16 protein-coding genes and 1 riboswitch are annotated in these 18462 nt (G+C 68.1%); of the genes, 3 read left to right on the forward strand and 13 right to left on the reverse strand.

The features are described 5' to 3' along the window. Positions 1 to 72: 72 nt before the first annotated feature. Positions 73 to 567, reverse strand: a complete 495-nt coding sequence (locus tag LMQ14_RS17695; protein WP_267730837.1) for a LysM peptidoglycan-binding domain-containing protein — start codon at positions 565 to 567, stop codon at positions 73 to 75. 295 nt (positions 568 to 862) lie between these two features. Here LMQ14_RS17695 and lexA point away from each other — a divergent pair, with 295 nt between their 5' ends. Further along, a complete protein-coding gene (gene lexA, locus LMQ14_RS17700; protein ID WP_267730838.1) occupies positions 863 to 1567 on the forward strand; it encodes a transcriptional repressor LexA in 705 nt (234 codons plus the stop codon). A gap of 19 nt (positions 1568 to 1586) precedes the next feature. On the opposite strand, the gene LMQ14_RS17705 is transcribed toward lexA, so the two are convergent. The 8 genes from LMQ14_RS17705 to LMQ14_RS17740 form a co-directional block, all read right to left on the reverse strand. Next, positions 1587 to 4004, reverse strand: coding sequence for an LGFP repeat-containing protein (locus LMQ14_RS17705; RefSeq protein ID WP_267730839.1), 2418 nt, complete (start codon positions 4002 to 4004; stop codon positions 1587 to 1589). A gap of 547 nt (positions 4005 to 4551) precedes the next feature. Continuing rightward, a complete protein-coding gene (locus LMQ14_RS17710) occupies positions 4552 to 5712 on the reverse strand; it encodes an acyl-CoA dehydrogenase family protein (protein WP_267730840.1) in 1161 nt (386 codons plus the stop codon). Positions 5713 to 5831: 119 nt separating this feature from the next. Next, entirely contained in the window at positions 5832 to 7286 is a 1455-nt protein-coding gene (gene hflX, locus LMQ14_RS17715) for a GTPase HflX (protein WP_267730841.1), read from the reverse strand. A 46-nt stretch (positions 7287 to 7332) separates the two neighbouring features. After that, positions 7333 to 8211: a diaminopimelate epimerase gene (dapF, locus tag LMQ14_RS17720; protein ID WP_267730842.1), complete on the reverse strand. Its 879-nt coding sequence runs from the start codon at positions 8209 to 8211 to the stop codon at positions 7333 to 7335. 4 nt (positions 8212 to 8215) lie between these two features. Next, positions 8216 to 9157: a tRNA (adenosine(37)-N6)-dimethylallyltransferase MiaA gene (gene miaA, locus LMQ14_RS17725; protein ID WP_267730843.1), complete on the reverse strand. Its 942-nt coding sequence runs from the start codon at positions 9155 to 9157 to the stop codon at positions 8216 to 8218. Beyond that, positions 9154 to 9849, reverse strand: a complete 696-nt coding sequence (locus tag LMQ14_RS17730; RefSeq protein WP_267730844.1) for a hypothetical protein — start codon at positions 9847 to 9849, stop codon at positions 9154 to 9156. The genes miaA and LMQ14_RS17730 overlap by 4 nt, the downstream gene beginning before the upstream one ends. Before the next feature lie 58 nt (positions 9850 to 9907). Continuing rightward, complete coding sequence (locus LMQ14_RS17735; RefSeq protein WP_267730845.1) at positions 9908 to 10846, reverse strand: DMT family transporter; 939 nt, start codon at positions 10844 to 10846, stop codon at positions 9908 to 9910. Between the two features lie 379 nt (positions 10847 to 11225). Then, entirely contained in the window at positions 11226 to 12128 is a 903-nt protein-coding gene (locus tag LMQ14_RS17740; protein WP_267730846.1) for a DMT family transporter, read from the reverse strand. Between the two features lie 255 nt (positions 12129 to 12383). Between LMQ14_RS17740 and LMQ14_RS17745 the strand changes: the two genes are divergently transcribed. Continuing rightward, on the forward strand, positions 12384 to 13718 hold the full coding sequence (locus tag LMQ14_RS17745; protein ID WP_267730847.1) for a DUF349 domain-containing protein: 1335 nt from the start codon (positions 12384 to 12386) through the stop codon (positions 13716 to 13718). Here LMQ14_RS17745 and LMQ14_RS17750 read toward each other — a convergent pair. The 4 genes from LMQ14_RS17750 to recA form a co-directional block, all read right to left on the reverse strand. Further along, positions 13715 to 14344, reverse strand: coding sequence for a hypothetical protein (locus tag LMQ14_RS17750; protein WP_267730848.1), 630 nt, complete (start codon positions 14342 to 14344; stop codon positions 13715 to 13717). The genes LMQ14_RS17745 and LMQ14_RS17750 overlap by 4 nt on opposite strands. Continuing rightward, positions 14332 to 15765 carry a tRNA (N6-isopentenyl adenosine(37)-C2)-methylthiotransferase MiaB gene (miaB, locus tag LMQ14_RS17755; RefSeq protein ID WP_267735571.1) on the reverse strand — a complete coding sequence of 478 codons (1434 nt, stop codon included), beginning with the start codon at positions 15763 to 15765 and terminating at the stop codon, positions 14332 to 14334. Before miaB ends, LMQ14_RS17750 begins: the two co-directional genes overlap by 13 nt. Positions 15766 to 15866: 101 nt before the next feature. Next, positions 15867 to 16388 carry a recombination regulator RecX gene (gene recX, locus LMQ14_RS17760; RefSeq protein WP_267730849.1) on the reverse strand — a complete coding sequence of 174 codons (522 nt, stop codon included), beginning with the start codon at positions 16386 to 16388 and terminating at the stop codon, positions 15867 to 15869. Further along, entirely contained in the window at positions 16354 to 17394 is a 1041-nt protein-coding gene (recA, locus tag LMQ14_RS17765; RefSeq protein WP_267730850.1) for a recombinase RecA, read from the reverse strand. The genes recX and recA overlap by 35 nt, the downstream gene beginning before the upstream one ends. A gap of 163 nt (positions 17395 to 17557) precedes the next feature. Next, positions 17558 to 17686, forward strand: a riboswitch (cobalamin riboswitch). Between the two features lie 42 nt (positions 17687 to 17728). Between recA and LMQ14_RS17770 the strand changes: the two genes are divergently transcribed. Beyond that, positions 17729 to 18406 (forward strand): (2Fe-2S)-binding protein, encoded by a 678-nt coding sequence (locus LMQ14_RS17770; protein ID WP_267730851.1) that lies wholly within the window; start codon positions 17729 to 17731, stop codon positions 18404 to 18406. Positions 18407 to 18462 lie beyond the last annotated feature (56 nt).

Consider the following 18462-nt stretch of genomic DNA (forward strand, 5'->3'; position numbering starts at 1 on the left):
ACGTCCGCTGCCACCGACGGGAGAACCGAGGAGCCTTGGCGTAGAGCAGTTTTCGCACTACCGGCCGTGCGGTCAGCCGACCGGTGCGATCAGGGTCTGACCGGCGGCCAGTGCCGGCGAGCTCAGGTTGTTGAGTTCGCGGATACGGTCGGCGACCTGACGGGCCGGCGCTTCCGGCGCAACCCGGTGTGCCACGTCCTGCAGGGACTCGCCCGGCTCGACCTGCACGACGGACAGCCGGTCCGGCACGGGAGCCGCCGCAGCGCCGGCGTCGCCGTTGGCGATCTGACCGAGATTCGCGACCAGGCCCAGCCAGAGCGTGATGATTCCGGCCATCAGGGCCAGCCCCACCGTCGTCCCGAGCGTGACCGGACGGCGGCGATGCGGCGCGGCCGACATCGAGACGCCGGTACCGCGGTAGCGCATCGGCGCCCCGGCCGGCCGGGACTGCACGGACCTGCGCGCCGGCAGCACGCGATCCTGGTCATAGCGAGGCCGTGCGACCGGCCCATCGCTCGGGCGCCGCACGTTGCTGGTCCGCGGTGAGACTGTGTGCATGAGCGTCATGTGCGTTCCTCCGGTCAACTAATCCTCGCTCGTGTGTTCGACACTATCGCTCGTGTGTTCGAAATCCGAACATTTGAGCGAAGCGTGTCGCACGAGCAAAACGCTAGACCACGCCACCGACAACTTCTGTCCGATCGCTGTCAGTGCCATGCAGCACAAGTACCCGGTCTTTTCGAGAGTTACACCATTGTTATTCGAGGAGTTACGCGGATCACTCCCCCGGACCCGCCGAGCGGCGACACGCTAGTCGAACACATGTTTGATTCTTGGGTTCATGGGGGCTACATTCAGTGCCATGAGCGACAGCAACGACACCTCAGCAACCCGCACCGGCGGCCGGTTGCAATCCGTGGATTCATCGCTTACCCAGCGCCAACGCACCATCTTGAACGTCATCCGCGAGTCGGTGACCAGCCGTGGATATCCGCCGAGCATCAGGGAGATCGGCGATGCGGTCGGCCTGACGTCGACCTCCTCGGTGGCTCATCAGCTGCGCACCCTCGAGCGCAAGGGATACCTGCGCCGCGACCCGAACCGCCCCCGAGCCGTCGATGTGCGCGGCGCCGACGACGTGGCGGCGGCTGCGGCGCCGACCACCGAGGTCGCCGGGTCCGACGCGTTGCCGGAACCCACGTTCGTCCCCGTGCTCGGGCGTATCGCGGCCGGTGGACCGATCCTGGCCGAGGAAGCCGTCGAGGACGTCTTCCCACTTCCCCGCGAACTGGTCGGCGAGGGCACGCTGTTTCTGCTCAAAGTTGTCGGCGACTCGATGATCGAAGCCGCGATCTGCGACGGCGACTGGGTGGTGATTCGGCAGCAGAACGTCGCCGACAACGGCGACATCGTCGCCGCCATGATCGACGGCGAAGCGACCGTCAAGACGTTCAAGCGCGCGGGTGGTCAGGTGTGGCTGATGCCGCACAACCCGGCGTTCGATCCGATCCCCGGCAATGACGCGACCGTGCTCGGCAAGGTCGTGACGGTGATCCGCAAGGTATAGCGCCGGGAAGTCCGGCGCGTCAGTCGGCCTTCACGAAGCCGTTGACCAGCGCGGCTTCCTCGGTGGTGAACCAGATCTCGGCAAGCGTGTCGTGGTAGAGGTCGCTGTCAGGCGTGTAGTACAGGCCGAAGCGAGGGCTCGCCTTGATCGGATAGCCGTCGGGTATCTGGTACGGGTCTTCCAAAGGCAGGTGGATCGTCGGGCGCCCGACCGGGCCCAGTGCACCGATGGCCGCGGCCGGCGCGAAGTCCGCCTCGTCGTCGGCGTCCGCGGCCGCGTGCCGCCCGGCTCTGGGCGAGACGCCGGACGCGGCTCCGAGCGCAGCCGCAAGGCCGGATGCGCCCCCGCCCGCGGCAGCACCACCCGCGCCGGCACCACCCGCAGCGGCCGCACCGCCCGCGCCGGCAAGATCCGGAGGCGTGTGCGGCACGGCGACATCGGGATACGCGGCCTCCGGCTCTTCGGCGGGGTAGGCGGCATCGGGATGGCCGGCACCGGGGCGAGCGGCGTCGAGTGCGGTGTGCGGGACGGCGACGTCGGGATAGGCCGCGTCCTCATCCTCGGCAGCCGGATAGCCCGCCTCCGGGTAGGCGGCATCCTCTTCGGCGAATTCCGGATAGCCCGCCTCGGCGGCGGCACCCGGATAGGCGCCTTCCGCAGCGTCGGTGTAGTCGTCCTCCGCGACGACATCCGCCGATGCGACCTCCGGCACATCGGCGCCGTCGGGGTAGCCGGCTTCCGGGAGCTCGTCGCCGTAGCCGGCCTCGAACAGGTCGTCCGCCGACACCAGCGGGATGGAATCGGTGTCGACCGAGTCGGGATCCCGCTCGTCGACCCCGAACTCGTCCCATTCCTCGTCGGATACCGGCCGCGCCGGCTCGTCGTACCCCGCGTCCTCGTCCAGCTCGGCCGTTTCGGGTGAATGCGGCCACCGGGCCAGCGGCGCGTCATCGGCGTCCCGGTGCTCGGGTGCGTGCGCGTCGCTGAACGACAAGTGTTCGGTGGAGCCATCTCCGTAGCCGGGTTCCCAGCGCGGCTCACCCGAGTCGTCATAGCCGCCGACGTCGACGTCGCGCTCCAGGTCGTAGGGCGCGCTGTTGCGCCCGGCGCGGTGCCGGCGCCACCGCAACGCGACGAACACCGCGAGCAGCACCAGAATCAGCAGCGGGACCAGGGCGAACAGGTACCACCAGCTCCAGCTGAACCACTTCTTGGCGTGCGCCGGCATCGCCGTACCGCTCGGCTGGTTCTGCCCCGACACCTGCAAGCCGGACAACAGCGGAGCCAGGTTGGCCGGGTCGGTGGAGAAGGTGTTCTTGGCGCGGTTCCACGAGATCTTGCCGCCGGTGAACTTCTGCGAGATCACATCGCCGTCGACGGACTGGTCGCCGACCGGCGCGCCCAGCTTTCCGGTGGGACCACGCAGCTTGTCCCACGCGGCCTTCATGGCACCGCGCACCACGAACGCGCCGTGGTCGGAAGTCCAGAAGATCACCGGCTTGTCGGCCGCCGAGAACGTGACGATCCGGCTGTTGGGGCTGACGCCGCCGTCGGACTCGTTGGCGGTCGGGAAGCCCAGGTCGCTGCTGACCGGGCCACCTACCGCCTCGTACTTCGCCAGAATGTCGCTTTCGACGGCGGCCGCCCCGGTGCCCGGGCTGAAGAACACCTTGCCGCCGGCGAAGTTCTGGACGATGCCGTCGCCGCCGATCGGATTCTGACCGCCCTGCTTGGCGCCCAGCGGACCGTTGACGCCGCCGGCCGCGCGCCAGGCCATGTTGATGGCCGCGGCGGGATCGATCGCTACCTGCAGACCCTTGAGCTGGTCGGCCAAATTCGCTGGCTCAGTGGTGAATTCCTTGGTTTTGCGGTTCCACGAGATCTGGCCGCCGCCGAACTTCTGCGAGGACACCTCGCCGTCGTAGGTCTCGTCGGAGACCGGGGCGCCGAGCACACCGCCGGAGCTGCCGAGCTTGTCCCAGGCGGCGTTCAGGGCACCGCGGACGACGAACGCGCCATGATCGGGCGTCCAGTAAATCACCGGCTTGTCGCTGGCCGAGAAGGTCGCCACTCGGCTGTCGGGTCCCGCCAGCCCGGGCACCTCATTGATGGTCGGAAAGCCCAGATCGCTACCGGCCGCGCCGCCCAGCATGTCGTACTTTTCCAGGATCGGCCCGTAGATGAATTTGGCACCGGTGGCGGTGGTGAAGTACATCTTGCCGCCGTCGAAGTCGCATACGAAGCCGTCGGCGACGGGGTAGACATCGCCCTTGCGGGGGCCCAGTGGTGAGGTGTCGCCGCCGGCCTTGCTCCACTCGGCCATGATCGCGGCTTCGGCGTCACCGATCGGCGACGCGGAAACGGTAGGTGCCATTAGCACGATGGCCAACGCGGTGGTCGCCACGCTGATCAGCGCCCGACCGGCGAGCCTGCGCACTTGACCTCTCTTCCCGTTCACCAAGCCTCCCAGCCGACGGATATGCCCTTATGTATGGCCATGCCCGTACCCTGCGGCCCCTGCGAGCGGTTGGTAACCCAAACCCGGGTTACGAACCCCACCGAGTTCGTATTATCGCCGGGCTCGCATAACTTTGCTCCAGCGAACGAGAAATACGAAGGCAATTCGCGAATATTACGAAAACGGAGACCACTCCGATGTCGAAATGATGCCGGATGACGATCATGTCGCGACCGGCCCTGCCCCAGAACACGCCGAGGGCGGGTGATTACGCGCTCCAGGTGGCCCAGGGACATGCGCCGACCGTAGGCGGGGCGCCGGCCATCCACTCGAGCAAAGGAGCTATTCATGGGCAACGACTATTTTGCCGCAAACCCAAGCAATGACAGCGTAAGCCGACTAGTTGTGCTTGGTTCGTGTCACCTTCCGCGCGGGCATCGCGCGCCCGTCCACGAATCGTCGTTGCGTGACAGCGAGATTGGTTCACCGCCGCCGACGTTAGCCGATGGGGGTCGCGATCATGCGGCTAGACCCCGAGGCTGCGCCCGATGATCTCCTTCATGATCTCGGTCGTACCGCCGTAAATGGTCTGCACCCGGGCGTCCAGATAGGCACGCGCGACTGGATATTCGCGCATGTAGCCGTAACCGCCGTGCAGCTGCAGGCAGCGGTCGATCAGGTGGACCTGCTTCTCGGTGCAATACCACTTGGCCATCGCAGCCTGCTCGGCCGTGAGTTTGCCCTCAAGGTGCAGCGCGATGTAGTTGTCGACCATGATCCGCACCACGGTGGCCTCGGTCGCCAGCTCGGCCAACACAAATCGGCTGTTCTGGAAGCTGCCGATCGGCTTGCCAAAGGCCTTGCGCTCCTTGGTGTACTGCAGCGTCTGCTCCAGCACGCTCTCCATCGACGCGGCGGCCATGATGGCGATGTTGATCCGTTCCTGGGGCAGGTTCCGCATCAGGTAGATGAAGCCCTGGCCCTCCTCGCCGAGCAGATTCTCGGCCGGCACATGCACATCGGTGAAGGACAGTTCGGCGGTGTCCTGTGCGTCCAGGCCGATCTTGTCCAGATGACGGCCGCGCTCAAAGCCTTCCATGCCGCGTTCGACGACGAGCAGCGAAAACCCTTGAGCGCCTTTGTCCGGATCAGTCTGGGCGACCACGATCACCAGGTCGGAGTTGATTCCGTTGGTGATGAACGTCTTTGCACCGTTGAGCACATAGTGATCGCCCTGTTTGACCGCGCGAGTCTTGATGCCCTGCAAGTCGCTACCGGTTCCCGGCTCGGTCATTGCGATCGCGGTGATCAGTTCCCCGGTACAGAACTTGGGCAACCAGCGCTGCTTCTGCTCGTCGGTCGCCAGCGACAGCAGGTACGGCGCCACGATGTCGTTGTGCAAGCCGAATCCGATGCCGTTGTAGCGCCCGGCGGCGGTTTCCTCGGTGATGATCGTGTTGTACCGGAAATCGGGATTGCCACCGCCGCCGTATTCTTCGGGCACCGCCATGCCGAGGAAGCCTTGTTTGCCGGCCTCGAGCCACACGCCCCGATCGACGATCTTCGCCTTGTCCCATTCGTCGTGATGCGGGGCGACGTGGCGATCCAGGAAAGCCCGGTAGGACTCGCGGAACAAGTCGTGCTCGGGCTCGAACAGGGTGCGCTGGAACTTGACGGCAGTGCTCATCGATGACCTCCGGCGAATGGGACTTGCCGCCCAACATATACCAACCAGACGGTTGGTCGGCAGCTGACCCCGGGCCGTTCGGGGTCAGACACTCGCCCGCCGATGCCGCCGCGTCGCGGCTAGGAGACCTCGTCGCCGGCGGCGCCGAATTGCCGCAGGCTCGCGGCCAGCGCCACCGGAACCCGGGCCTTGATCCGCGTCCCCTCGGAGTTGTGCTCGGCCTGCTGGACGCGACCGTCGGCGTGCACGCGCGCCACCAAATCACCGCGGTCATAGGGAATCACCACGTCGACCGCGGTGTCGGTGGGAGCGGCGAGCTCGGCCATCCGACGGCGCAGCGCGTCGATGCCGTCGCCGGTGCGTGCGGAGACGAACACCGCACCCGGCAGCCCGTGCCGCAGCTTGGCCAGCATCAGATCGCTGGCGGCGTCGGTCTTGTTCACCACCAGCAGTTCGGGCGGCGAATCCCCCTTATGGTCGGAGATCACCTCGGAGATCACCTGACGCACCGCGTTGATCTGGGCGAACGGGTTGACGTCGGAACCGTCCACGACGTGCACCAGCAGATCGGCGTCGACGACCTCCTCCAGCGTCGAGCGGAATGCCTCGACAAGCTGGGTGGGCAGGTGCCGCACGAATCCGACCGTGTCGGTCAGTACGAACGGACGGCCGTCGTCGAACTCGGCGCGCCGGGTGGTGGGCTCCAGGGTGGCGAACAGCGCGTCCTGCACCAGCACCCCGGCGCCGGTGAGCGCGTTGAGCACGCTGGACTTGCCGGCGTTGGTGTAGCCGACGATCGCGATCGACGGCATGTCGCTGTGCAGGCGGCGACTGCGCTGGGTGTCCCGGGCCTGCTTCATGTCCTTGATCTCGCGGCGCAGCTTGGACATCCGCTCGCGAATACGGCGCCGGTCGGTCTCGATCTTGGTCTCACCGGGACCACGCAGTCCGACCCCGCCGCCGCTGCCGCCGGCCCGGCCACCGGCCTGCCGGGACATCGACTCACCCCAACCGCGCAGTCGCGGCAGCATGTACTGCATCTGCGCCAGCGACACCTGCGCCTTGCCCTCGCGGCTGGTGGCGTGCTGGGCGAAGATGTCGAGGATCAGCGCAGTCCGGTCGATGACCTTGACCTTGACGGCCTTCTCCAGCGCGGTCAGCTGCGCGGGCGACAGCTCGCCGTCGCAGATCACGGTGTCGGCGCCGGTGGCCACGACCACTTCGCGCAACTCCTGGGCCTTGCCCGAGCCAATGTAGGTCGACGGGTCGGGCTTATCGCGGCGCTGGATCAGCCCCTCGAGCACCTGCGAGCCGGCGGTTTCGGCCAGGGCGGCCAGCTCGGCCAGGCTCGCCTGATTGTCGGCCGCGGTGCCCTCGGTCCAGACGCCCACCAGCACGACGCGCTCCAGCCGCAGCTGTCGGTACTCGACCTCGGAGACGTCGGTGAGTTCGGTGGACAGCCCGGCGACGCGGCGCAGGGCAGATCGGTCTTCGAGAGCGAGTTCGCCGACGCTGGGCTCGGACGCGGGACGACCAGCGGACCGATCGTGGTACGGAGTTTCAGGATGTGTCATAGGCAATTAGCAATAGTGCACGCGAAATCCGTGCCGTGCATCCAAATTATTGGGCGTTCCACCAGTCCTCGCTAACTAGGCCACGGGCCAACAGCACCGACGGCCCCCGCAGGTAGCTGGTGGCGTCGGTGATCGTGACGACGACGTCACCGCCGGGCACGCGCACGGTCAGCGTCCCGGTGTCGGCCCCGGCGTCGGCGAGTGCGGCCACCGCCGCCGCAACCGTTCCGGTTCCGCAGGAACGGGTTTCGCCCACCCCGCGCTCGTGGACCCGCATCTGCACCACGCCCTCGGCGGCCGCGGTCAGCACTTCGACGTTGACCCCTTCCGGGAACTGCGCCCGATCGAACTGCACCGGCGCGGCGACATCCAGCGCGGCGAGCTCGTCGCCGGTCAGCTGGGGGTCGACGCACGCCAGGTGCGGATTGCCCACGTCGATCGCCAGCCCGCTGAAGCGCCGGCCACCGACTATCGCCTCGTAGGCCGGTCCCCCGCTGCCCAGCCGGTTGGCCTTGCCCATGTCGACGGTGACGTCGGCGGTGGTGGCGTCGGCGTGGTGCAGGGTGACCATCCGCGGCCCCGCCAGCGATCCGACGACGAACTCGTCGCGGGACTCCAGCCCGCTGGCGCGCAGGTAATGCGCGAACACCCGCACGCCGTTGCCGCACATCTGCGCGGTCGACCCGTCGGCGTTGCGGTAGTCCATGTACCAGTCGTCCGCACCGACGCCGTCGGGCAGTCGATCGAGCACGCGGGCCTTGAGGACAGCACCCGCGGTGGTGATCCGCAGCACGCCGTCGGCACCCAATCCGCGGCGGCGGTCGCACAACGCGGCCACCCGTGCCGCGGTGAGCCGCAGCTCGGCGTCGAGGTCGGGCAGCAGCACGAAGTCGTTCTGGGTGCCGTGGCCCTTGGCAAAGATCACCTGTTTAGGGTACGTGGCGCCAGGCCCGCAGGGTGTCCGCGACGAGGCGAGCCCGGTCGGACTCGGTCGCCGCGCCCACGTCGACCCAGTGCACCCGGTGGTCGCGCCGAAACCACGACCGTTGCCGTCGCACGTAGCGGCGGGTGCCGACAAACGTCAGCTCCTGCGCGTCACGCAAGGCTTCGGGCTCGTCGGCATCCAGTGCGGCGAGCACCTGCGCGTAGCCCAGCGCGCGCGACGCGGTGACGCCGTCGCGCAGGCCCTCACGCAGCAGGGTGCGTACCTCCTCGACCAGACCGTGGGCGAACATGATGTCGGTTCGCCGGGCCAATCTCTCGTCGAGAATTGTTGTGTCACAGTCTAATCCGACGATCGCAGTGCCCCACCGGGGAGCGCCGATCCGGGGGGCGGACGCCGCGAACGGCTGGCCGGTGAGCTCGACGACCTCGAGCGCGCGCACCGTGCGGCGGCCATCGGTGGGCAGGATCGCGGCGGCGGCGGCCGGGTCGCGGCGGGCCAGCTCGGCGTGCAGCATGCCGACTCCGACCTCCGCGAGGCGCTGCTCCCAGCGCGCCCGCACCGCGGGATCGGTCGCGGGAAACGTCCAGTCGTCGAGCAACGACTGGACGTAGAGCATCGAGCCGCCCACGATGACCGGCACCGCGCCGCGGGCCGCGATCGCCTCGATATCCGCGGCGGCGGCTCGCTGATACCGGGCGACGGTCGCGGTCTGGGTGACGTTCAGGACGTCGAGCTGGTGATGCGGGATGCCGCGGCGCTCGTCGACGGGCAGCTTGGCGGTGCCGATGTCCATGCCGCGGTAGAACTGCATGGCGTCGGCGTTGACGATTTCGGCGCCCACCTCGCCGCTGAGTTGCTCGACGGCGTCGAGGGCCAGCTGCGACTTGCCGGTCCCGGTGGGGCCGATGATCGCCAGAGGTCTCATGGCTGCCAGGCTCCGGCGAAGTACCCCACACCGTAGGGCGCTCCCCGGTACAGCTCCTTGGCCGAACGCGGCCCCGGCTCCGTCAGCCCGGCCAGCACCTGAAAGGCGACCCGCCCGAGAATCTGGTCCGACAACCGGCCCACGGCTGCGTTGTCGCCGTTCGCCAGGGCGTCGTCGAGATCCAGCTGGGTGTCGGCGCTGCCGGGGTCATAACCGCCGGGCGCGCCCGGTGTCAGGGTGTTCGCGCCGTCGGCGACGACCAGCACGCCGACCGGATCGGGCGCCTGGTCGATCTCGGCGCGCAGCTGTCTGCCCAAACCCAGCGCGGTGTCGACGTCAAGGCCGGCGTCGTAGACGCGCACCTGCGCGACGGCCTCGGGCCGGGCCTGGCCGCGCAGCCAGCCGGCGATCAAAGCACAGAGCGGGAAGTCGGCCACGGACTCGGGAGGTTCGGCGGCCCGCGGCGAGAGCTGGACCCGCACGTCGGCTCCGTAACCCGCAAAGCTGCCGATCCCGTTGGGGCCCAGCACATCGTCGGCGTCGCCCGTCCCGATCGCGACCCACCGCGACGGCAGCAGCGCGGCAGCTGCCAGCACCGCCGTGGCCAGGTCGGCCAACTCGGCGGCCGCTGCCCCGGCGAGTTCGGGGACCAGCATCGGCGTGGAGGGAACGATCGCGATGGCGCTCAGCACCAGATCAAACTAATCGACGCGCACTAGGTCAACAGGCCAGCCGGCCGGGCCGTTGCGGTCAGCTGCTGCACTCCGCCTCGGCGAGCCGGACCTCGCCCGATCTGCGCAGTGCCTTTTTCGCCAGCTTCTCCGCGAGACTGCTCGACATGGTCGCGGCCTCACCGCGGGCCAGTGCCACGGTCGCGACGGCCACCACCACGACGCCGAAGCCCAGCACGACCTTCGCTGTCCCGTTGCAGTCCAGGTACTCACCGAGCACGGCCATGCCGAGGATCGAACCGACGACCGGTTTGGCCACCACGGATGTCGGCAGTGAGGCGGTCAGCGAACCGGCACGGAACGACGACTGCTGGAAGATCATGCCCGCGAGCGCGGCGGCGATCCACGCGTAAAACTCGGGCGCGGTCAACAGCGCACCGACGCCGTCTCCGACAATCACCACCACGGCTTTGGTCAGCACCGCGAACAGCGCCAGCGACGAACCGGCGACGATGGCCAGCAGCACCGCGGCCACCGCGCCGTGCCACTTCCGCGCGCCCCACAAGCAGAACGCCAGCGCCGGGCCCATCACCAGGGCCACCACTATCCAGGTTTGCACCGAGCCCCGCGAGGCACCGGGATCCGGATCGCCGACGACGACCACCACGGCCAGCGCGGCGGCCAGCAGCAGCGCCCACGTCCATTCCCAGCGGGTGACCGAGCGCCGGGTCATGCGTGCGTAGATCGGCAGCGCGAACAGCAGGGCCGTCACCTGCAGCGACGTGACCAGCATTACGGAGCCCATGGTCAGCGCGGCGGCCTGCAGCGCGTAGTTGGCGATCGCGCCGCCGGCGCCGAGCCACCACTTGCCGTCGCGCACCGACATCCGGAAGAGCTCGAGGTGGCCCACCGGCTTGTCGGTGATCTCCTGCGCTGAACGCTGACGGACGACATTCCCCAGCGCTGACGCGAACGCGGCGAGCAGGGCGAGAACAACCGCGATATCTGTCTTCTCCATCTGCGACCTCCTCCCCGGCGCGCGGCCCCGTGGGCCATCCTCTGCGGTGGGTATTCCCTACCCGTTTCGGAACCGTTTCCGTCGTGTACGCAGTGAAATCACCCGCGCTACTTCGGAAGAAACGGTCCTGCGCTATACCTAGTTCACGAACCTATGTACCGGCTGTGGCACCGCTGTGGCTGGCTGGTGACGCCCGATAGGACCGAGAACCCCCAATGGTGTCATAGCCGGACCCCACCCCCGCTATCTTGACGGCACCCCTTTAGCCCCACAAGTACCAACAACACCAATTGTCTATCACGGTACCGGGCTTCGCGTGGTCGCCCTATGGCCCCGGTAACGGTGGAATCGAACCGTTATCCGGGCCGGGTAACGGGATCTAAGCCGGTTGCTCGGCGGCGCCATCCAGCGCGGCCTCGACGCGTTTGCTGGTTGCGACGGCGTCGACGCGGGCAAGCTCGACGGTGGCGGCCGCCACCACCATCGCGGCCGCGATCAGGGCGACCATCCCGCCGCGGCCGGTGTTCAGTGTCTCGCCGAGGACGATGACACCCAGCAAAGCCGCCACGACGGGCTGGGACACCTGCAAGGTCGGCATCGAAGCGGTCAGCGCGCCGGCCCGGAACGCCGACTGCTCCCACGCGAAACCTCCGAGCGCGACCAGCAGCCAGGCGTACAACTCCGGGCTGACGAACACCGCCCAGCCGCCTTCGCCGAGCCGATGGACGACTCCCTTGGTGAGCACCGCGAAGATCCCCCAGAGCGAACCCGAGACGAAGGCGAACAGCACCGCGGCCAGCGTGCCGCCCCGGACGCGGGCCGCCACGATGGACCCGATCAGCAGCGGCCCCAGCACCGCCACGACGTAGGCCCAGGTCTGCAGCGACGCGTTCGAATGACCCGACCGCGGGTTGCCGACCGTCACGATCACGCACACCGCGGCGGTCAGCACGGTGGCCCAGATCCACTCCCGGCCGGACACCGTGCGCTGGGCCAATCTCGCGCTGATCGGCAACGCGAACAGCAGCGAGAGGACCAGCAACGCCTGCACCAGCAACACCGAGCCCTGGTCCAGCGCGGCCGCCTGCAAGGCGATGCTCCCGATCAGGATCAGCACGCCCCACCGCCACCGTTGATTGCGGGCCAGCTTGGCGAACAGCTGCATCTGGCCGAGCGAGGTGTCGGTAATCCGGTGCGTCGCGCGTTGCTGGAGAACGTCGCCGATCGCGACGCACAGCGCGGAACTCAACGCGAGCAGCGCGGCGATATCCACCTTGTCCATGTGCCGATTCTCTCCGAAGTAGCGGGCGGTTCACGAGTGAACATGCTGGGTGCACCCACCGTTTCACGGCGGGTCGTTCAGCTGGCGATCATCAGGTTGCGGCATACGGCCCGCCAAGCTGCTTGAATACTGGTGGAATCGGTGACGGAGCAGCTGTCGATACAGCAGGTCTCCCGACCGTAGAGGCGCCGCTAAGCGCGGCAGATGCGCGGGTAAGCAAGCGCGCGAAAGGGTGTAGAAGATGGTGACGAGCGCATGACCGACGACGAGTCCCGCCCCAGCGACGCGCCCAAGCCGGCACCACGTCCCGGGCCGCGACCGGGTCCCCGTCCCGGGCCGACACCGCGACCCAGCGCGCACCCGGTGGTGTTGCCCCCGACCAGCAACCCGCACAAGTACGGACGCGTCGACGACGACGGGACGGTGTGGCTGGTCAGCTCGGCCGGCGAACGCATCATCGGCTCCTGGCAGGCCGGCGACCGTGAGGCGGCCTTCACCCACTTCGGCAGGCGATTCGAGGACCTGAGCACCGAGGTCACGCTGATGGAGGAGCGGCTGGCCTCCGGGAGCGGCGATGCACGCAAGATCAAAGCCAACGCCGCCGCGCTGGCCGAGACGTTGCCGACGGCCTCCGTGCTGGGCGACATCGACGCGCTCGCGGGCCGGCTGACCACCCTGGTCGAGCACGCCGACGCCACGGTCGCCGCCGATCGCTCCCGTCGCGACGAGCATCGGGCCGCGCAGACCGCCCGCAAGGAAGCGCTGGCCGCCGAGGCCGAGGATCTGGCCACCAACTCGACGCACTGGAAGGTCGCCGGGGACCGGATGCGCGAGATTCTCGACGAATGGAAGACGGTCACCGGCCTGGATCGCAAGGTCGACGACGCGTTGTGGAAGCGCTATTCCGCGGCGCGCGAGGCGTTCAACCGGCGGCGGGGTTCGCACTTCGCCGAGTTGGACCGCGAGCGCGCGGGCGTGCGGCAGTCCAAGGAGCGGCTGTGCGAGCGGGCCGAGGAGATGTCCGATTCGACGGACTGGGCCGGCACCAGTGCCGAATTCCGCCAGCTGCTGACCGAATGGAAATCGGCGGGGCGCGCGACCCGCGAGGTCGACGACGCGCTGTGGAAGCGCTTCAAGGCCGCCCAGGATGCGTTCTTCTCCGCCCGCAATGCCGTGACGGCGGAAAAGGATGCGGAGTTCGCGGCCAACGCCACCGCCAAGGAGGCGCTGCTGGCCGAAGCCGAGAAGATCGACACCAGCAACCACGAAGCCGCCCGGGCGGCACTGCGGTCGATCGCCGACAAGTGGGACGCGATCGGCAAGGTGCCGCGGGAGCGGTCGGCCGACCTGGAGCGGCGGCTGCGCGCCGTCGAGAAGAAGGTGCGCGACGCCGGGGAGGCAAGTTGGGTCGACCCCGAAGCGCAGGCCCGAGCCGAGCAGTTCGCGACCCGCGCCGAGCATTACGAGCAGCAGGCCCGCAAGGCCGCGGCGGCCGGCCGGAGCAAGGAAGCTCAGGAGGCGCAAGCCAACGCCGAACAATGGCGGCAGTGGGCCCAAGCCGCCGCTGAGGCGCTGACCCGCAGGTCCTAGCGGCTCTCGGCCTGGTCCGGGGGCGTCTCGGCCCCGGGGTCAGCGGGGGTGTCCTGGTCGCCCAGGGTTTCCAGCAGCGTCCTGGACTGTTGCTCGGCGCTGATCCGGCGCCGCTGCTCCTCGGCCGCGAGCTGCACGATCGTGCGCGACCACACCACGCGGGCCCAGTGGAACGTCAACAGAATCACGGTGATCCATGCCACCCACAGCCCGATGCCGGGGCCGGGATGACCGGCGGCCGCGGTCTGGCGTGACCACACCGCCAACAGCCCGGTCGCGCTGGCTATCGACGAGCCCGCCAGCGCGATCCAGGCCAGCGCCCAGCGGCGGGTCAGCAATGCCAGCATCGAGAATCCGACGCCGAAAACCAGTGCCAGCCAGGCGAAGACCTTCGAAGGCAGCGACAGCGCGGCCGCACCGGCGCCGTGACTGCTGAACAGCACGTCCCAGCCGCGGACCTGGCCGGTATGCGGCAAGATGAACGATCCCAGCAGCACGAACACCAGGATGGCGACGATGAATGCCCTTGGGCCGGGGTCGATTTCGCGTGCGACGCGGCGTTCTGCGGCCTCGATCTCGGCGCGCAGTGCGTCAAAGTCCGTGTGTTCTTTAGTCATCGGGTACATCCCAGGGGTTCGACTTGTTCAATGGCCGGCCCAATGCCGGGCATGCCCAACCCGATGCCGCGCGGGCGCCGGCCGGCCGCGTGCGCGTCACCGGCTCTGGTGCGACGGTGGGTCAGGATGCCGGCGTCGGCGATCAGGTGGTGCGGCGCGGCCTCGGTGACCGCAGTGGTGATGATGTCGCCGGGGCGCACCGAGGCGTCGGCGGTGAAGTGCACCAGCCGGCCGTCGCGCGCCCGCCCCGTCATCCGTGCGGTGCGGGCGTCCTTGCGGCCCTCGCCGGTGGCGACCAGCAATTCGACGGTCTGGCCGATCAGTTCGCGGTTGCCCTCCAGCGAGATCTGCTCCTGCAGCTCGATCAGCCGCATATAGCGTTCCTGCACAACGGTTTTCGGTAGCTGCTCGTCGAGTTCCGCGGCGGGGGTGCCGGGTCGCTTGGAGTACTGGAAGGTGAACGCGGCCGCGAACCGGGCCCGGCGCACCACGTCGAGGGTGGCCGCGAAGTCCTCTTCGGTCTCCCCGGGGAATCCGACGATGAGGTCGGTGGTGATGGCCGCATGCGGCATGGCCGCCCGCACCCGGTCGATGATGCCGAGGTAGCGCTCGGCGCGATACGAGCGCCGCATCGCCCGCAGCATCCGGTCGGACCCCGACTGCAACGGCATGTGCAGCGCCGGGCAGACATTCGGCGTCTGCGCCATTGCCTCGATGACATCGTCGGTGAACTCCGCCGGGTGCGGCGAGGTGAACCGCACGCGTTCCAGCCCGTCGATGCCGCCACAGGACCGCAGCAGCTCGGCGAAGGCCCCATGGTTACGGGGCAATGCCGGATCGGCGAACGAGACGCCGTAGGCGTTGACGTTCTGCCCCAGCAGCGTGACTTCCAGCACGCCGTCGGCCACCAGCGATCGCACCTCGGCCAGGATATCTGCCGGGCTGCGGTCGACCTCCTTGCCCCGCAGCGACGGGACAATGCAGAACGTGCAGCTGTTGTTGCAACCGACGGAGATGGAAACCCAAGCGGCATAGGCAGATTCGCGGGCGCTGGGCAGCGACGACGGGAACTCCTGGAGTGCCTCGACGATTTCCACCTGGGCGACTTTGTTGTGCCGGGCCCGGTCGAGCAGGGTGGGCAGCGACCCGATGTTATGCGTACCGAAGACCACATCGACCCAGGGCATCTTGCGCAGCAAGGATTCTCGGTCCTTCTGGGCCAGGCAGCCGCCGACCGCGATCTGGAAGTCGGGATTCTCACGCTTGCGCGGGGCCAGATGGCTGAGGTTGCCGTAGAGCTTGTTGTCGGCGTTTTCACGCACCGCGCAGGTGTTGAAGACCACCACATCCGCGTCGGCGCCCTCGTCGGCGCGGTGGTAGCCGGCGGCCTCGAGCAGGCCCGCCAACCGCTCGGAATCGTGGACATTCATCTGACAGCCGTAGGTGCGCACCTGGTAGGTACGCGCCGAAGCCACTGTCGAAGTCACGGGGCCATGGTACGGCGACCGGGGCCTACCCCATTAACGCGCAGCTAGACGCGGCGGCGTTCCCGTTCGGCGTTCAGCTCGGCGAGGACAACCTCGCAGGCCAGGTTCTGGCTGTAGCCACGGCGGGCCAGCATTCCCACCAGCCGGCGAGTGATCCGCGCGTCGTCCCCGCTGAGCGTGTCCCGCCGCAACTTGGCCCGCACCAGCTCTTCGGCCCGGTCTCGCTCGGCACCGGCGTCAATGCCGGCCAGTGCCGTGTTGATGAGCTCTTTGTCGACGCCCTTGGTGTGCAGCTCGGCGGCCAATGCGCGCCTGCTCTTTCCCGCCCTGGTGTGCCGGGACTGCACCCACTGCTGGGCGAAGTCGGCGTCATCCACCAGCCCGACGGCGGCCAGCCGGTCGAGCACCCGAGCACTGACGTCGTCGGGGTATCCGCGTTTCGCAAGCTGACCGGACAACTCGGCCCGGGTGCGCGACCTCGCGGTGAGCAGGCGCAGGCACAGTGCCCGCGCCTGCTCTTCGCGGGAGGGCTCAGAAGTCGACGGGTGCGGGCAAGACGTCGTCATCGGTCACCACGGCACCAATGCCCAGCTTTTCCTTGATCTTCTTTTCGATCTCGTTGGCAACGTCGCCGTTCTCCACCAAGAAGTTGCGGACGTTCTCCTTGCCCTGGCCGAGTTGTTCGCCTTCGTAGGTGAACCAGGAACCGGACTTGCGAATGAAGCCCTGGTCCACACCCATGTCGATCAGCGAGCCTTCCCTGCTGATGCCACGGCCGTAGAGGATGTCGAACTCGGCTTGCTTGAAGGGCGGCGCCACCTTGTTCTTGACGACCTTGACCCGGGTGCGGTTGCCGACCGCGTCGGTGCCGTCCTTGAGCGTCTCGATCCGGCGCACATCCAGGCGCACGGACGCGTAGAACTTCAACGCCTTTCCACCCGTGGTGGTTTCGGGGCTGCCGAACATCACCCCGATCTTCTCGCGGAGCTGGTTGATGAAGATCGCCGTGGTTTTTGAATTGCTCAGCGCGCCAGTCATTTTCCGCAGCGCCTGGCTCATCAGCCGGGCCTGCAGGCCGACGTGGCTGTCGCCCATCTCGCCCTCGAGCTCCGCGCGCGGCACCAGTGCGGCCACCGAGTCGATGACCAGAATGTCCAGGGCGCCGGAGCGGATCAGCATGTCGGCGATCTCCAGGGCCTGCTCCCCGGTGTCGGGTTGGCTGACCAGCAGGGAATCGGTGTCAACGCCGAGTTTCTTGGCGTAGTCCGGGTCCAGGGCGTGCTCGGCGTCGATGAACGCCGCGACGCCGCCGGCCGCCTGGGCATTGGCCACCGCGTGCAGGGCGACGGTTGTCTTACCTGAGGACTCCGGGCCGTAGATCTCCACGACCCGGCCGCGGGGCAGGCCACCGATGCCCAGGGCCACGTCCAGCGCGATGGATCCGGTCGGAATGATCGAGATCGGCTGACGTGTCTCGTCGCCGAGACGCATCACCGAGCCTTTGCCGTAGCTCTTCTCGATCTGGGCCATTGCCAGTTCGAGGGCCTTTTCGCGGTCGGGCGCTTGCGCCATGGTGTCTCTCCTGTAGTCGTCGTTCTCTGACCGGTATCGGTCGGTTGGCCGTGACACTAGAGAGACCCACCGACAAGTCATCGTCGAACGATCCCCACAGTAGACGAACACCTGTTCGATTCAAGTTCGACACGCCGCGGGAGTTACGTGTGGCAATATCGGCTACCGAAAGGGCGCCGACGGGCTGCATGAACTTGAGGAAACCGGTGCGAATCCGGTGCGGTCCCGCCACTGTGATCGGGCACATCCGAGACCCGAGAGCCAGATACTCACCGCCGGCGCTTCCTCACTAGACGCTGGGGCGGATCTCCCCAGAGAGGCTGGATGCGCACGCATGGATATCTCCGGCGAGCTTGCCGAAATATCTTCCTACAAAGGGTTTTTCGCGCTGACCGTGGGCGGCGCGGGGACAGGTTGGCACCCGGTCCGCCAGGACTACGCCGACGGCTTCGCCGGTTTGATCGACACCACCGCGAAGCGCTACAACACGACGGACGTACGGATCGGCGCCTCGCTGGTCCACCTCGGCCACGCCACCCGGCTGTGGTCACCGGTGCTGGCCTGCGCGTTGGCCCACGGCGTCGTCCCGGACCTCAAAGACCTGGAACGCGCCGACGACGGCGCGCAGTTGCGCCTGCCCGAGCCCGCCGGAGAGCCGGTCGAGCACATCTCGGCGGAATTGTTGTATCGCCTTGTGGTGCAACACCATATGCAGCCGTTCGCGGCCGGCCTGCAGGTCAAACTGGCGCCCGCACTGCTGGCGGGCAACATTTCGTCCGCGCTCGTCGGCGCATCGCGCGCACTGCTCATGGCCCGGCCCGACCTGCGCGCGCGGATCGTCGAGAGCACCGAGTCGCTGCTGGAAACCGGCGTGCTGTCGGGATCCGGCGCGATCACCGGCTCACATCTGGGCTTCAAGCGCGACAGCTGCTGCCTGTTCTATCGCCTGCCCGGGCGATCCGTCTGCGGTGACTGCGTGTTTCGCGAGGCACCACGGTCCAGCAGGCGTTGAGTGTGCAGCCAGGGCGGGCAGTGTGCGCCCAGGGCGGCCTGGATGCACACTCGCGA

Origin of the sequence: Mycobacterium sp. Aquia_213, from assembly GCF_026625985.1 — a bacterium.
Taxonomy (GTDB): Bacteria; Actinomycetota; Actinomycetes; order Mycobacteriales; family Mycobacteriaceae; genus Mycobacterium.